The organism is Variovorax sp. (genome assembly GCF_035634955.1).
GTDB lineage: Bacteria > Pseudomonadota > Gammaproteobacteria > Burkholderiales > Burkholderiaceae_C > Variovorax.
The window spans coordinates 463,837-478,975 of the sequence record NZ_DASQBZ010000015.1; the positions used below are offsets into that span (position 1 = coordinate 463,837).

The 15,139-nt window shown below is 68.6% G+C and carries 14 protein-coding genes; 4 read left to right on the forward strand and 10 right to left on the reverse strand.

All coding sequences use genetic code 11. The features are described from left to right. Positions 1–161 precede the first annotated feature (161 nt). The gene (gene uvrA, locus VES41_RS07135; protein ID WP_414719052.1) at positions 162–3,263 is read right to left on the reverse strand and encodes an excinuclease ABC subunit UvrA; all 3,102 of its coding nucleotides are present in this window, start codon (positions 3,261–3,263) and stop codon (positions 162–164) included. Positions 3,264–3,330: 67 nt separating this feature from the next. After that, the gene (locus tag VES41_RS07140) at positions 3,331–4,674 is read right to left on the reverse strand and encodes a chloride channel protein (RefSeq protein ID WP_324814779.1); all 1,344 of its coding nucleotides are present in this window, start codon (positions 4,672–4,674) and stop codon (positions 3,331–3,333) included. A gap of 132 nt (positions 4,675–4,806) precedes the next feature. Between VES41_RS07140 and ssb the strand changes: the two genes are divergently transcribed. Further along, a complete protein-coding gene (ssb, locus tag VES41_RS07145; protein WP_324814781.1) occupies positions 4,807–5,358 on the forward strand; it encodes a single-stranded DNA-binding protein in 552 nt (183 codons plus the stop codon). Between the two features lie 123 nt (positions 5,359–5,481). On the opposite strand, the gene VES41_RS07150 is transcribed toward ssb, so the two are convergent. Genes VES41_RS07150 through VES41_RS07160 form a run of 3 tightly spaced genes read right to left on the reverse strand, consistent with a single transcriptional unit; the run spans position 5,482 to position 8,959 of the window. Continuing rightward, positions 5,482–6,738: a cyclopropane-fatty-acyl-phospholipid synthase family protein gene (locus VES41_RS07150; RefSeq protein WP_324814784.1), complete on the reverse strand. Its 1,257-nt coding sequence runs from the start codon at positions 6,736–6,738 to the stop codon at positions 5,482–5,484. After that, positions 6,735–7,544 carry a DUF1365 domain-containing protein gene (locus VES41_RS07155; RefSeq protein ID WP_324814786.1) on the reverse strand — a complete coding sequence of 270 codons (810 nt, stop codon included), beginning with the start codon at positions 7,542–7,544 and terminating at the stop codon, positions 6,735–6,737. Before VES41_RS07155 ends, VES41_RS07150 begins: the two co-directional genes overlap by 4 nt. Continuing rightward, positions 7,541–8,959: an NAD(P)/FAD-dependent oxidoreductase gene (locus tag VES41_RS07160; protein ID WP_324814788.1), complete on the reverse strand. Its 1,419-nt coding sequence runs from the start codon at positions 8,957–8,959 to the stop codon at positions 7,541–7,543. The genes VES41_RS07155 and VES41_RS07160 overlap by 4 nt, the downstream gene beginning before the upstream one ends. A gap of 84 nt (positions 8,960–9,043) precedes the next feature. Here VES41_RS07160 and VES41_RS07165 point away from each other — a divergent pair, with 84 nt between their 5' ends. Together VES41_RS07165 and VES41_RS07170 are read left to right on the forward strand one after the other, a co-directional pair. Further along, positions 9,044–9,751 carry a sigma-70 family RNA polymerase sigma factor gene (locus tag VES41_RS07165; RefSeq protein ID WP_324814791.1) on the forward strand — a complete coding sequence of 236 codons (708 nt, stop codon included), beginning with the start codon at positions 9,044–9,046 and terminating at the stop codon, positions 9,749–9,751. Continuing rightward, positions 9,751–10,413: a ChrR family anti-sigma-E factor gene (locus tag VES41_RS07170; protein ID WP_324815032.1), complete on the forward strand. Its 663-nt coding sequence runs from the start codon at positions 9,751–9,753 to the stop codon at positions 10,411–10,413. Before VES41_RS07165 ends, VES41_RS07170 begins: the two co-directional genes overlap by 1 nt. A gap of 1 nt (position 10,414) precedes the next feature. Here VES41_RS07170 and VES41_RS07175 read toward each other — a convergent pair whose 3' ends face one another. From VES41_RS07175 to VES41_RS07195, 5 genes are read right to left on the reverse strand one after another with little or no spacing between them, the layout of a single operon-like run. Continuing rightward, complete coding sequence (locus VES41_RS07175; RefSeq protein WP_324814794.1) at positions 10,415–10,834, reverse strand: DUF2177 family protein; 420 nt, start codon at positions 10,832–10,834, stop codon at positions 10,415–10,417. A 42-nt stretch (positions 10,835–10,876) separates the two neighbouring features. Continuing rightward, complete coding sequence (locus VES41_RS07180; protein ID WP_324814797.1) at positions 10,877–11,509, reverse strand: DUF6134 family protein; 633 nt, start codon at positions 11,507–11,509, stop codon at positions 10,877–10,879. Beyond that, a complete protein-coding gene (locus VES41_RS07185) occupies positions 11,506–12,306 on the reverse strand; it encodes a DUF1295 domain-containing protein (protein ID WP_324814800.1) in 801 nt (266 codons plus the stop codon). The genes VES41_RS07180 and VES41_RS07185 overlap by 4 nt, the downstream gene beginning before the upstream one ends. Further along, positions 12,303–12,926, reverse strand: coding sequence for a DUF2878 domain-containing protein (locus tag VES41_RS07190; protein ID WP_324814803.1), 624 nt, complete (start codon positions 12,924–12,926; stop codon positions 12,303–12,305). Before VES41_RS07190 ends, VES41_RS07185 begins: the two co-directional genes overlap by 4 nt. Then, positions 12,923–13,969: a cyclopropane-fatty-acyl-phospholipid synthase family protein gene (locus tag VES41_RS07195; protein WP_324814805.1), complete on the reverse strand. Its 1,047-nt coding sequence runs from the start codon at positions 13,967–13,969 to the stop codon at positions 12,923–12,925. Before VES41_RS07195 ends, VES41_RS07190 begins: the two co-directional genes overlap by 4 nt. Positions 13,970–14,181: 212 nt before the next feature. On the opposite strand from VES41_RS07195, the gene VES41_RS07200 reads away from it, so the two are divergent. After that, positions 14,182–15,138, forward strand: a complete 957-nt coding sequence (locus VES41_RS07200) for a fasciclin domain-containing protein (protein WP_324814808.1) — start codon at positions 14,182–14,184, stop codon at positions 15,136–15,138. Position 15,139: the final 1 nt, after the last annotated feature.

The window sequence follows — 15,139 nt, forward strand, 5'->3', positions numbered from 1 at the left end:
CTCTCTTCCTTGCGAGGCCCTGCATGCCCGGGCGCTTGGCAGCCGGTGCCTTGCTGGCGCCGGTTGATGGCACTTTCGCGCGGATAGAGCGGGGCGTCCATGACCTGTCGGGTCATGCCTCGCAGCCCCGGAAGTCGACCAAGTCGACGTGGTGGCGGCGCCTACCGCCCCAGCAATCGCTTGAGATACCGCCCCGTGTGGCTGGCTTCGTTGCCCGCCAATTGCTCGGGCGTGCCCTCGCCCACCACGGTCCCGCCACCGGCGCCGCCTTCCGGGCCCATGTCGATGAGCCAGTCGGCGGTCTTGATCACGTCTAGGTTGTGCTCGATCACCACGATGGTGTTGCCCGCGTCGCGCAGTTGGTGCAGCACCTTCAGCAGCAGCTCGATGTCGGCGAAGTGCAGCCCGGTGGTCGGCTCGTCGAGGATATAGAGCGTGCGACCGGTGTCGCGCTTGGATAGTTCCAGCGCCAGCTTGACGCGCTGGGCCTCGCCGCCCGACAGCGTGGTCGCACTCTGGCCCAGCTTGATGTAGCTCAGCCCGACGTCCAGCAGCGTCCTGAGCTTGCGCTCGATGGCCGGCACCGCCTTCAGGAATTCGTGCGCGGTCTCGACCGTCATGTCGAGAATCTGCGCGATGTTGCGGCCCTTGTACTGGACCTCGAGCGTCTCGCGGTTGTAGCGCTGGCCGTGGCAGACCTCGCAGGGCACGTACACGTCGGGCAGGAAGTGCATCTCCACCTTGACCATGCCGTCCCCCTGGCAGGCCTCGCATCGTCCGCCGGCCACGTTGAACGAGAAGCGCCCCGGACCGTAGCCGCGCTCCTTCGCCGTGTTGGTTTCTGCCATCAACTCGCGGATCGGCGTGAACAGCCCGGTGTAGGTGGCCGGGTTGCTTCGCGGCGTGCGGCCGATCGGCGACTGGTCGACGTTGATGACCTTGTCGAAGTTCTCCAGCCCTTCGATGGCGTCGTACGGCGCCGGCTCGTCATGCGCGCGGTAGATCTGGCGCGCCGCGGCCGCATACAGCGTGTCGTTGACCAGGGTCGACTTGCCCGAGCCGGAGACGCCGGTCACGCAGGTGAACAGGCCCACCGGGAAGTCGACGCTGACGTTCTTCAGGTTGTTGCCGCTGGCGCCAAGCACGCGAATGAGCTGCAGGGCATGGGCGTCCACGGGCTGGGCGGCGGCCTGCGCCTGGGCTGCGGCGCGCCGTTCGGCCGCAGGGCTCATCGGAAAGCGGGAGCGCTTGGCGGTCTCGGCCGCCTGTGCCTTGCCGGCGGCCGGCTGCGGGCTCACCACCGGCAGGCGCGGCGTGCGCCGTGCGGGCACGGCGATGCTGCGGCGCCCCGACAGGTACTGGCCTGTGAGCGAATCGGGGGTGTCGGCCACTTCCTGGTAGCTGCCCTGCGCCATCACGCGGCCACCGTGCACGCCGGCGCCGGGCCCCATGTCGATGACATGGTCGGCGGCCTGGATCATGTCCTCGTCGTGCTCGACCACGATCACGCTGTTGCCGATGTCGCGCAGGTGCTTGAGCGTGCCGATGAGCCGGTCGTTGTCGCGCTGGTGCAGGCCGATGCTCGGCTCGTCCAGCACGTACATCACCCCGGTCAGGCCCGAGCCGATCTGCGATGCCAGCCGGATGCGCTGCGCCTCGCCGCCAGAGAGGGTGTCGGCGCTGCGGTCGAGGCTCAGGTAGTTCAGGCCGACGTCGTTGAGGAATTTCAGGCGCAGGCCGATCTCGCGCACCACCTTGTCGGCGATCTCGGCCTTGGCGCCACGCAGGTGCAGGCCCTGGAAGTAGGCCAGGCATTCGCGCAGCGTGAGCCGGCTGATCTCGTAGATGGCCATGCGGCCCGGCGCCTCGCCGGCCTGTGCCGGCTCGCCCACCAGGAAGACGTTGCGCGACTCGATGCGCAGGCGCGAGCCGCCGCAGTCCGGGCAGGGCTGGACGCTGCGGTAGCGGGCCAGCTCCTCGCGCACCATCGCCGAGTCCGTCTCGCGGTAGCGCCGCACCATGTTCGGGATGATTCCCTCGAACGGATGCCTGCGCGTGAGCTTCTTGCCGGCCTGCGCGCCCGACTCCATGGTGTAGCTGAACTTGATCTCCTCGCCGCCTGAGCCGTTCAGCAGCACCTGCTGGACCGACGCGGGCAGCGACTCGAAGGGCGCGTCGATGTCGAACTTGTAATGCTTGGCCACGCTCTCGAGCAGGCTGAAGTAGTAGCCGTTGCGCCGGTCCCAGCCCTTGATGGCGCCGCTGGCCAGGCTCAGCGACGGGAAAGCCACCACCCGGGTTGGATCGAAGAACTCGCGGTGGCCCAGCCCGTCGCAGGCCGGGCAGGCGCCGATCGGCGAGTTGAACGAGAACAGGCGCGGCTCCAGCTCGGCCAGGGAGTAGTGGCAGATCGGGCACGCGAACTTGGCGTTGAACAGGTGCTCCTTGTCGGGTGCACCCTCGCTGCCCAGCTCCAGCGCGATCGCCCGCCCGCCGGCCAGCCGCAGGGCCGCCTCGAAGCTTTCGGCCAGGCGCTGCTGCATGTCGGGCCGCGCCCGCAGGCGGTCGATCACGACGTCGATGTCGTGCTTCTCGGTCTTCTTGAGCTGGGGCAGGTCGCTGTATTCGTGGGTCCGGCCATCGACCCGGAAGCGTACGTAGCCGGCCGCCTGCATCTCCGTGAACAGTTCGGCGAACTCGCCTTTCTTCTCGCGCGCCACCGGCGCCAGGATCATCAGGCGCGGCTCGCCCTCCAGCGAGAGCACCGCGTCCACCATCTGGCTGACCGTCTGGGCCTGCAGCGCCAGCTGGTGCTCGGGGCAGTATGGCGTGCCGGCGCGGGCCAGCAGCAGGCGCAGGTAGTCGTGGATTTCCGTAACCGTGCCCACGGTGGAGCGCGGGTTGTGGCTGGTGGCCTTCTGTTCGATGCTGATGGCCGGCGACAGGCCTTCGATCATGTCGACGTCGGGCTTGTCCATCAGTTGCAGGAACTGCCGCGCATAGGCCGACAGGCTTTCCACATACCGCCGCTGCCCCTCGGCGTACAGCGTGTCGAAGGCCAGGCTGGACTTGCCCGAGCCGGACAGGCCGGTGATCACCACCAGCTTGTTGCGCGGGATGTCCAGGTCGATGTTCTTGAGGTTGTGCGTGCGCGCCCCCCGGATGCTGATGCGGGCCAGGGCAAGGGCGGCGCCCAGGTAGGCGGCATCTTCGGGGGGGCGGGTGGCCTGGTCGGCGACTTCTTTGGGGGCGGAGGCGTTCACGGGCGGGCTTCGAAGCGGATCTGGCGGCGGCTGCAGGGCAACCGGCCATGATAGGGCCCCGTGGCGATCAGCGCACGTCGCCGGGTTCGGCCGGACCGGAACTGCTGACAGCCTTGGCCACCATGTGGTCGGCCAGCGCCTCGTAGAGCGGCCGGCTGATCATGCGCGAGACGATGCTCGCCAGCATGGCCGCCGCCATCAGGCTCAGCACCATCGAGTGCCCGTCGACCATCTCCATCACGATGATGAAGGCGGTGAGCGGCGCCTGCGTCACGGCCGCCAGGAAGCCGGCCATGCCCATGGCGATCAGGGCGGTGGCCAGGCGCGGGTCGGCCAGCCGCGAGATGACGTCGCCCAGGCCTGCCCCGATCGACAGCGAAGGCGCGAAGATGCCGCCCGGCACCCCGCACCAGGCCGTGATCCAGGTGGCCACGCCCTTGAGCAGCGCGTACAGCGGCGACAGTTCCACCTCGCCGGCCAGCGTCCGCTTGACCGTCTCCGAGCCGGCGCCGAAGGTGGCCCCGTCGGTGACCAGCCCGATGACCGCAATGACCAGGCCGCCGCAGGCGGCGAACCACACCGGCCAGCGCGCCCGCCACAGGTTGAAGCGGTCCGGCACGCCGGTGAGCGACGCCGCCATGAGCCGCGAGAACAGGCCGCCGGCGGCGCCGCTGACCAGCGCCACCAGCAGGCCGGGCCCGAGCAGATCCCAGCCCAGGGCCGGCACCCGGATCACGCCGAAATAGGTCAGGTTGCCGAAGGCCGACACGGCCACCAGGCCGGCCAGCACGATGGCGGTGATGATCAGCCCCGAGGAACGCGCCTCGAGCCGGCCGGTCAGTTCCTCGATGGCGAACACCACCCCTGCCAGCGGAGCGTTGAAGGCGGCGGCGATGCCCGCCGCGCCGCCGGCGGTCAGCAGCGCACGGGCGTCGATGCTGGTGCCCGGCGACAGCCAGCGCCGGGCATGCTGCATGACGCCGGCCGCCACCTGCACCGAGGGGCCTTCCCGGCCGACCGACAGGCCGGCGGCAAAGCCGCCCACCCCCAGCACGATCTTGACGAACGTCAGGCGCAGGGAAACGAACAGCCCCACGCGCTCGGGCGGCAGCGCCGGGTGCAGGGCGGCCTTGATCTGCGGGATGCCCGAGCCGGCCGCGCCGGGAAACCAGCGCCCGGTGATCCAGGCGATGACGGCGGTAAGGGCGGGCGTCCAGAGAAGCACCGCCCAGGGCGTGTGCTGGTAGAGCGACTCGAAACCGGCGAAAGCCCAGTCGGCGGCAAAGGTGAATCCGACGACGAGCAGCCCGGCGACCACGGCGTAGGCCAGCACGATTGCCCGGTCGATCCATATGCGCCAGCCCGAAAGCTCGGCGCGCAGGTTCTGCAGGAAGTCTGGCTCGTGGTGCATCGTCAAGATGTTTATTGTGACAGCCGCTGCTTCCGGCGAGGGGTCGCCGTCGGGACGCCTGAGCCGGCAGGTGGGGCACAATGCGTCAGATCAGCACTTTTCGTTTTCTTCGTATTTCCCAGGGGCAGTTTCATGGCATCGGTCAACAAAGTCATCCTCGTCGGCAATCTCGGGGTCGATCCCGAAGTGCGCAGCTTTCCCAGCGGCGGCCAGGTGTGCAATGTCCGCATTGCCACCACCGACCGGTGGAAGGACCGCCAGAGCGGCGAGCCCAAGGAAGTGACCGAATGGCACAACGTCGTCTTCAACGACCGCCTCGCCGAGATCGCCGGCCAGTATCTGCGCAAGGGCGCCCCGGTCTACGTGGAGGGTTCGCTGCGCACGCGCAAGTGGACCGACAAGGACGGCAACGAGCGCTACACCACTGAAATCCGCGCCACCAACATGCAGTTGCTGGGCGGCCGCCAGGGCCAGGGCGGCCCGTCGGGTGGGGACGACGACGGCTACGGCGGTGGTGGCGGTGGCGGTTACGGGGGTGGCGGTGGCGGTGGCGGTGGCGGTGGCGGTGGTGGCTATTCCCGTGCGCCGGCGCCCGCGCCCCGGGCCGCCGCACCGGCGCCGCGCCAGGCACCTGCCAAGTCGTCGTCGGGGTTCGACGACATGGACGACGACATTCCGTTCTGAACGCCGTTTTTCCGCCGCTTCACTGAAAGCCGCCCTCTCCGGAGGCGGCTTTGTGCATTCTTGTCGGCCGGTGATCGCCCCGGCGTCGAAGTCCAGCCGCACGTCCCGGCGCGAGAAGGCGACTCAATCCGTCTCGCCCTGCGGCGAATGCGTGATCCTGTAGAGCGCCACGTCGATGCGCTCGCTGCGAAAGCCCACCTCGCAGTAGCTCAGGTAGTAGCGCCACATGCGCCGGAATCGCTCGTCGAAGCCCAGCGGCCGCACTTGCGGCCAGGCCGCCTCGAAACGCTGCCGCCATTCATGCACGGTCTGCGCGTAGCTGGCGCCGAAGCGGTCGGTGCATTCGAGTTGCAGACCCGCCTGCTTCGCTTGCGCTCGCAACGCGGCGTCGCAGGGCAGCATGCCGCCGGGGAACACGTGGCGCTGGATGAAGTCCGGGTTTCGGCTGTAGGAGTCGAAGTGGGCGTCGTCGATCAGGATGACCTGGACGACGGCCAGGCCGCCGGGCTTCAGGCGCTCGCGCAACGTCTGGAAGTAGCGAGGCCAGTAGGCCTGGCCCACGGCTTCGAGCATCTCGATGGAGACGATCCGGTCGTAGCTTCCCTCGACATCGCGATAGTCCTGGAGCCGAAGCTCCACGCGTTGCCCGAGCCCGGCCGCATCCACCTGGGCGTTGGCATGCGCGAGTTGCTCGCGCGACAGCGTGACGCCTGTCACGTGCACGTCCTCGTGCTGCGCCATTGCCATGGCCAGCGCGCCCCAGCCGCACCCGATCTCCAGGACCCGATCGCCGCCTTGCAGCTGCAGCAGCGATTCGATGCGCGAGAGCTTGCGCTGCTGCGCCTCTTCCAGGCTGAGGTCGCCCGGCGCGTAGATCGCGCTGGAGTAGATCATCCGCGGGTCGAGCCAGGCCCGGTAGAAGGCGTTGCCCAGGTCGTAGTGGGCGCTGATGTTGCGGCGGCTGCCCGCCGGCGTATTGGCGTTGAGAAGGTGCCGCAACCGGGTCCATCCACGGGCCAGCCAGCTGCCGGGCAGGGTGCGGTTGAGCGCCCCCTCGTTGCCAAGGCCGAATTCGAGCACGCCGAACAGGTCGGGGGTGGACCAGTCGCCATCGCAGTAGCTTTCGGCCCAGCCCAGGTCGCCCTGCGCAAGCAGGCGGCGCAGGGCGCGCCAGCGATGAACATGCACTGTGGCGTGCGCACCGTCCAGGCGCCCGCGCAGGCTGACGCGCTCGCCGTTGGGCAGCGTCAGGTCGAGGCTGCCCCGGTGCAAAGGGGCCAGTGCCCGCTGGATCTGGCCGCGCCATGTCCACGGACGGTCGGGGGCGGCGTCGGCATCCGCATCCGCGGCGCTTGCTGGGTTGAAGGTCAGTCGATTCACGGCAAAGTCGCTTCCTGGCTTCGGACGACGGTCAGCGGCTTGTCCGCGGCGCCGGGGTGGCGGCGAAACGGCGCGCCCTTGAGCAGCATGCGCAAGGCCTCCCAGTGGATGGCGCCGAGTACCTTCAGGCCCAGCAGCGGATGCCGCGCGAACACGGCCAGCAGGTTCGAATCGGTCAGCGGGGCCTGTGGCGCGGACAGGCCGGCACCGAGGACGACCGCGCCCTGAGCGTCGCAGGTGTCGATGCGCACCCCAAGCCGGTCCGACTCGTCGGCCGGCAGGCAAAGCGTGAATTCGTAGTTCAGGTTCATGTCCATGAAGGGCGATACGTGCAGGCGCTTGCCGCAGGCGTGGCGCAACGTGGCCTCGTGGCGCTGCGCGGGCGCCACCTCGACGAGATAGCGGTGCCGCTCGCCAAAGGTGTTTCTCACCTCGTAGATGACGGCCGCCATACCACCGTCCTCGTGCTCGCACAGGAAGATCGACAGCGGGTTGAACGCATGGCCAAGGATGCGCGGCATGGTCAGAAGGCGAACGCGCCCTCCGGCCGGAATGCCGGCGGCCCGTAGTTGCGCATCGATGTGCTCGCGCAGGCCCGTGCCGGGCGAGGCGCCATGGTCCGACTGGTACAGGCTGAACAGGTTGGGCCGATCGAGACTGAAGAGGCGCAGGCGCGCGGCCAGCGAGCCGAGTTCGTCGAGGTCGAGCAGCAGGAACACCACGCGGTAGCGCAGGCGATGCCGCATCGGCCGCATGCGCTGGTGCACGACGGTGGCCGCAAGCAGCCTGCTGGCAGGCGCGCTCATGCTGCAGGCACCCGTGCCGCCGCAGTCGTCGCCGAATGCAGCGCCGGAATGCGTCCGGATTCGTTTTCCACTGCCCAGGGACGCCGCACCCCGCCCAGTGCCTCGGCCACGGCCAGGCCGGCCTGCAAACCGTCCTCGTGAAAGCCGGCCCCGAAGTAGGCCCCGCAGAACCAGGTGCGGCGTTGCCCTTGAAGCCGCCACAGCTCGGACTGCGCCCGCAACGCTCGCGCGTCGAAGAGCGGATGTTCGTAGGTCTGGGTGTGAAGCAGCCGGCCCGGCGCGGGCGCCATCGCGGGATTGAGCGTCAGCAGGACCGGCGTCTGCGTGGCCAGGGGCTGCAACCGGTTCATCCAATAGCTCGCGCACAGGGTGTGGGCGTCCCGCCTGTGCCCGAGGTAGTTCCAGCTCGACCAGGCTCGGCGGCGCCTGGGCATGAGCCGGCTATCGGTGTGGAGAACGGCCAGGTTCCGGCTGTACGAGAACGACCCGAGCAGGTGCTGCTCGTCCGCGCTGGGTGCATCGAGCATGCCCAGGGCTTCGTCGGCGTGAGTGGCGACCACCACCGCGTCGAAGCGTTGCGGATGCCAACCGTCCGAGACGCGCACGTGAACGCCCTCGCGGTCGCGCGCCAGCGCGAGAACCGCCTGGCCCCTTCGTACGCGCTGTGCGTCGAGGTCGGCCGCCAGCGCATCGACGTACTGGCGGCTGCCGCCGAGCACGCTGCGCCACGCGGGGCGCTGGCCCAGGTCGAGCAGCCGGTGGTTTTCGCAGAAGCGGACGAACGCCTCCGTGGGATAGCGGCCGATACGCTCGGCCGGGGCCGACCAGATGGCCGCGGCCATCGGATACAGGTGGTCCGTGCGGAAAGCGTCGCCATAGCCGCGCGCATCGAGGTAGTCGTCCAGCGCCACGAGCCCGAAATGGCGCGCATCGGCCGGCGCATCGCGGTAGAAGCGCCGCAGTTCGGCCAGCATGCGCCAGAAGCGCGGGCGAACCGCATTGAGCGGCTGCGCCAGCAGTCCGGCCAGGCCGTCGCTCGAATATTCGAGCCGGCCGTCGTCGAGGCTCACCGAAAAGGACATGTCGCTCGCGTGCGTGCGCACGCCCAGGTGCCGGAGCATCGCCGTCAGGTTGGGATAGGCCGGCTCGTTGTAGACGATGAAACCCGTGTCGACTGCCAGCGGGGTTCCGTCCACATTCACGTCCACCGTGTGGGCGTGGCCGCCCAGCCGCTGGTGCGATTCGAACAGCGTGACGTCGTGGGCACGGGAAAGCAGCCATGCGGCGGACAGGCCCGAGATGCCGCTGCCGATCACGGCGAGCCTCTGCCGGCCCCGCAAGCCCTCTTGAAGGGGGTTGGCGCCACGGCTCGGGCCGAGCACCGGATCTGCAGGATTGGCTGGAATGGCAGGCATGGCGCGGTCCGCGTCGTGGAATTGCCTTCTTGTACGCAGCGAGCGCCGCGGCGGATCAATCCCGCGGCAGTGTAGAGGAGCGCTGTGATCCAATCGCGCCGATCATGCGTACAACGCTCCATGACCGGCCTACGGCAATCCTCGGACATCGACCCCGCCAGGCATCGAGCCCGTGCGCCCTACCTGTCCGTTGCCATGTTGCCTGATATTCCGGAGCATGCGCCGAGCCCCGAACTGCTGAGCCAGCTGCTGGCAAGCGTGGGCGCCAACGCCGATCGACAGGCCTTCGCCGCCCTGTTCAAGCATTTTGCGCCGCGTATCAAGAGCTATCTGATGCGCTCGGGCAGCTCGGAAAGCCAGGCCGAGGAGTTCGCGCAAGAGGCGATGGTCAGCGTGTGGAAGAAGGCCGCGGGCTTCGACCCTGCGGAGGCGGCCGCTTCGACCTGGATCTTCGCCATCGCCCGGAATCTGCGCATCGATCACTTCCGGCGGCTGGGCAACCGAATGGAGCAGCTGGCCTGCGATCCCCATGACGAAACCCTGGCCGACGGCGCCGATCCCGCCCCCACGCCGGAGCAGCAACTCTTCGGCCTGGAATGCGAGCGCGCCGTGCGCTCGGCCATGGCCGCGCTGCCGCCGGAGCAGCAACTGGTGCTGCGGCTTTCGTTTTACGAGGAGCATCCGCACGCGCGAATTGCCACCGAGCTCGGGCTGCCGCTGGGCACGGTCAAGTCCCGCGTGCGCCTGGCCCTGAACCAGCTGCGACGCCGGCTGGATGGAATGCAATCATGATGATTCGACATCATCCCGACGATGCGCTGATGCTTGCCTACGCGGCCGGAACGCTGGGTGCCGGCCATCGCCTTCTGCTGGACGTGCACCTCGAAGGCTGCGCAGTGTGCCGCCAACACCTGGCCCGGCTGAATGCCGTGGGGGGCATGTTGCTCGAAGAGCTGGCGCCGGCGGAGCTGTCGCCGCATGCCTTGGAGCGGGTCTTGGCTCGCATCGACAACGCCGGCCCCGCAGCCGCGGAAGACGTGCCGGGCCCATCGAATGGCGTGCGCGGCAAGCCCTGGCTCCCGGTGCCCTGGCCGGCTGCCATGGCCGCATGCGACGTCGGGCCCTGGCGCTGGATGGGCCCGGGCATGTACTGGAACCGGGTGATCCTTCCGGATGCGCCGCAGGCCAAGGTCTTTATGCTGCGCATTGGCGCCGGCCGCATGCTGCCGCAGCACACGCATAGCCAGAGCGAGCTCACGCAGGTGCTGTGGGGCGCTTTCGACGACGGCCGCAGCGAGTTTCGGGCGGGTGACTTCGACGAGACGGACGGCACGGTGCGGCATCAGCCGACTGTTCAGGCCGGCGGCGACTGCATCTGCCTGGCGTCGGTCGAAGGGACCCTGCGTTTCGACGGTTGGCTCGCCCGCCTCATGGGCGCGTCGATCGGCATGTAATTCAGCGGCGAGGGCGGCCGGCCCCGAGCCTGGACATCGCCAGCACGGTCAGGGCGGACGCCGCGGCCGTGGCGCACGCACCCCATGCCAGGTCGGCCAGCGTCACGGTCCATGACCAGCCCTGCAGCGTGGCCTGGTTGGTCAGGTCGTAGGTGGCATACGCCACGAAGCCCAGCATCGCCCCGCGAGCGGCGGCCAGGCGGACGCTTCTCGCCGCGAGTGCCGGCGCGATGGCCAGTCCGACCATGCCGCTGACGTAGACGACATAGAAGACGGCCGCAGCCACCATGTCGAAGGGTTGGCGCAGCAGCGCGCCGATCAGCGGCTGGTACAGGCGCGGCGTCATCAGCGTGAGCCACACGGCATCCAAAGCCAGGAAGAAAAATGCGGCCAGGATCCAGGCCAGTGCGGTGGTTCGCATGAACATTCCTTGTCTCAAATGGGGTTGCGCGGGCGCGGTGAGTCAGCGCAGGCGATAGGCGAGCTTGCGCCCGCCGCTCACCGTGGCATCCAGGCCCACCCATTGGCCATCGGTGGTCCACCAGATGTCGAGCGGTCGCTCGACGCCGCTCAGCCTCCATCGTTGCGCCGAAAGCATCCGGCCCTGCACGTCGATCTGCGCGGTGGCGGCGCGGGTGAGCTGCACCCGCTCGACGCGCCCGGTCTGCACGTTGAGCAACTGATTCTGTCGCTGCATGGCCGGATTCCAGTAGGCGAAGGTCATCAGGCAGCCATCGATCTGCTCCTGCCCCTGCGCGGTCCGTATGTCGAGCTTGCCTTGCGCCGTGCGGACGTCGACCCGTGTCGACTCCCCGCCATCGAGCGTCGAAGCCTGCAGCGACTGCAGGCAGTCGCCTTGCCACGTCTCTTCGGCCCGGTGCTCATAGCGATAAACGGGCACGCCCAGCAGGCGGACCTGGAAGCGGGCCTCGCTGATCACCTGCCGGGACCCGTCGGCCTTCGTCGCCACGACGAAGCGGTGTTCGCCGATCGGCTCGCCGTCGAGCAGCACAGTGAAAGTCCAGGTCTGGGCGGCGACGCCTCGCGCCATGGCCAGCAACGCAAGGCCGAACCAGAGGACGCGGCGCGGCTTCATGTCTTCGTCGCCGGCGTGCGGGGCCGGCCGGGAAAGAATGCTGGCGTGCGGGCGATGTAGTCGCGATAGGGTTGGCGGTGCTCGACCAGATCGGCCTCGAGCGGCCCGACGCCCGAGACCTTGAGCAGCAGCACGGTGACCAGCAGCGGCGAGGCCAGCGCCCAGGCGCCATGCGGCCCGGCTGCGAGCGCGATCAGCCCGAGGCCCCACCAGAAGCAGCATTCGCCGAAATAGTTGGGGTGGCGGCTGTAGCGCCACAGGCCGCGATCCATCACGGTGCCGCGCGAAGCCGGATCGACCCTGAAGCGGGCCAGTTGCCAATCCGCCGTGGCCTCGAAGGCCAGGCCGAACAGGGCAACCAGCGCGCCGACCAGATCCAGCACGTTGAGCGCGCCCGCCGATGCGATGGCCGCTCCGAGCGGCGCGGAGACGATCCATGCCAGGACCGCCTGCAGGCCGAAAACCAGGTAGAGGCTCCTGAATCCGAAGCCGGGCGAGTTGCGGGCGCGAATCGCCGCGTAGCGCCGGTCTTCCGTGCGGTCATGCCATTTGCGCACTCCCAGGTGGAGCGAAAGGCGAACGGCCCATGCGCCGGCCAGGCTCAGCGCAATCCAGCCGCGCGGCCCGGCGCGTTGCAGGCAAACCGCGTAGGTCACGCCCGCGGCCAGGATCATGATGGGCCAGAACGGATCGACGATGCTGGCGTCCTGGCGCATCAGGCTGAGCACCCACACCGCCAATGCGATCGCCAGGCAGGCGGCCAGTCCGGGCAGGGCGCAATGCAGCAGCAAGGTCACGATGCCTCGCCTGCAGCCGCGCGCCGCACGATGCCGTCTAGCCGACCTGCCAGCGCCACGAACAATGGCATCAGGGCTGCCCAGCCGATCGCCTGTGCCGGCCACAGCGTGGAGGCGTCGTACACCTGCGCCGCACCCAGTCGCGCACCGCCGAAGAACGCGAGCGGCCCTGCGAAGGCACCACAAACGGCCGCCAGGAGATGGCGGCCGTGCAGCCAACGCAGGCTGACGTTGAGCATGCAGCCCAGCAAAGGCCACAGCAGTAGCAGCCACAGCGGCGCGGGCGCGCCAGGCACGGCCGTGCCCACGTAGTGAAAGGCGTCCAGCTGCGCCTGCGCCGCCTCCGCAAGCAGGCCGACGACGGTGACGCTGAGCAGCAGCGCAGCCTCACGCGCAGGGTGCGCAGCGGTGCCGAGGTGCCACGCCAGCACTGCCAGCACGACCGCACAACCAGCCACTTCGAATCCATTGGCGGCGCCCAGTACGGCGGCAAACCAGGCCAGCTGGCACAGAGCGAAGTTGGCGATGCGCAGTGCCGTTCCGGGGGCGGACACGTCGCTTCCCGGCGGCTGGGCCACCGGGCGCGGGTTCAGTGGCCGGGCGCGCGGCAAAGGGTTCATGGCCGGCGCTCCATCAGGTAGTGGCTCACCCACCATTGCTGCCCGCCGTTCCATCCGAACAGCTCTTCGACCGCCATGAAGAACAGCCGCCAGCGCATCCACCAGATGGCCTGCGTGTCCTGGTGGGCTGCCTGCACGATCGGCAGCAGTGCGTCGCGACGTGCGTCCATGTTGTCGAGCCAGGCGCGAGCGGTGCGGGCGTAGTGGCGCCCGTCCCACCGCCACCGGTCGGCCAGGCGAAGGTGGTCCTGGAAGTACAGCGGCAGATCGTCGCTGGGCATCATGCCGCCGCTGAAGAAGTGGCGGGCCATCCAGTCGCTGTCATCGCGGACGTCGAAGGCGTACGGCGCCTCGCGATGCGCGAACACGTGCATGAAGAAGAAGCCGCCAGGCCGTATCCAGCTGGCAACGCGCGCAAATGCCGTTGGCCAGTTGCGCAAGTGCTCGAACATCTCGACCGAAACGACGCGGTCGTAGCGATATGGCCCCGCGTCGAAGGCGTTCATGTCGCAGGTGACGACGCGCAGGTTCTCCAGGCCGAGGCTCCGGGCACGTGATTCGATGTAGAGGCGCTGCGATCTGGAGTTGGAGACCGCGGTGATGCGGCTGGCCGGGTAGTTCTGCGCCATCCACAGACTCAGCGACCCCCAGCCGCAACCGAGCTCGAGCACGTCCTGCTCATCGGCCAGGCGGGCGTGCGCGCACGTGGCTTCCAATGCCGCCGTCTCCGCCTGCGCGAGGCTGTGGTCGATGGCCTCGTCCGGCCAGAGGCAGCAGCTGTACTTCAGTCTCGGCCCCAGCACCTGCTCGAAGAAGGCTGCCGGCAATTCGTAATGCTGCTCGTTGGCCTTGTGCGCCAGGGGCGCCAGGGGGGCGCCGAACATGCTGTTCGCGAAGTGCCGGGTCTTCGCCAGGGTCGACGCGGCATTGCCGCCGACCTCGACCAGACGCTGCCGCAGGAGGTTGCGGATTCCCAGGCGAACGATGCAATCGGGCACGAGCCCTTGTTCTACCCATCGGATGGTGGTGGCGTCGGAAAGCATCGGCGGCGGCTTGCGTGTTGAGCTTGCTCTTGTACGCAGCCACGGCGTTCTTGGATCTGCGGGCGAATCCGCTCGCGGCGCGACGCGCAACGAGACGTAAATCTCGCGGCGTGGGTCATCCGCGGCACAGGCCAGTGCGTACAGGTTCGCGCATGCCGGATCGTTGTGGTGCCCCGCACCCGCCTGGCATGAGACAACCCAAGGAGACGCCGATGACCATGAAGCCGAATGTGAGTCGCCGCCATTGGATCGCAGGAGCGGCCGCAGTGATTGCCGTGCCGACTTTGCTCGCCGGATGCGGAGGCGGCGGCAGCGACCCGTCCGACAGAAAGAACCTCGTCACGCTGGCTCAGAGCAAGCCCGAGCTGAGTCTCTTCGTCGAGGCGGTCGACGCGGCGGGCCTGCGCGAGACATTGTCCGGCGGAAGCTACACCGTATTTGCACCTGACAACAATGCCTTTGCCGCGCTGTTGGCAGAGCTGGGCACCACGAAGGACGCGCTGTTTGCAGACACGTCACTGCTGGGCTCGGTGCTCAAGTACCACGTGCTTTCGAGCGTGGTGCCCAAGGACGCCATCCCGCTTGGCAAGGCGATCGAGCCCATCGGCGGAGGGTTCTTCAAGATCGAACGGCAGGGCAATGACTACCAGGTCACCGACGGACGCAATCGCATCAGCGCGATCACGAGCACCGACTCGGTGGCTGCCAACGGCGTCCTGCACGTGGTCAATCGCGTACTGCTTCCCGCCGACAAGGACATTGTCCAGACGGCGCAGGCGACGCCGGATCTGAGTATCCTGGTCGAAGCGGTCATTGCCGCGGGACTGGTGGATGCATTGAAGGCGCCCGGTCCGCTGACGGTGTTCGCGCCGACCGACGACGCCTTTGCCGCGCTGCTGGCGGAACTCGGCATGACCAAGGACGCCTTGCTGGCCGACACCGCACTGCTGACGAAGGTGCTGACCTATCACGTGGTTGCGGGCCGCACGCTCAAGGCCGACATCCGCGTCGATGCGCCCATCACCACGCTCCAGGGGCAGACCATCCGGGTCAACGCCGATCTGCGTGTCGTGGATCAGCGCAACCGCACCAGCGGATTCTTGGCGACCGACGTGTTTGCAAGCAACGGGGTGGTGCATGTCATCGACCGGGTGCTTCTGCCGGCGTAGG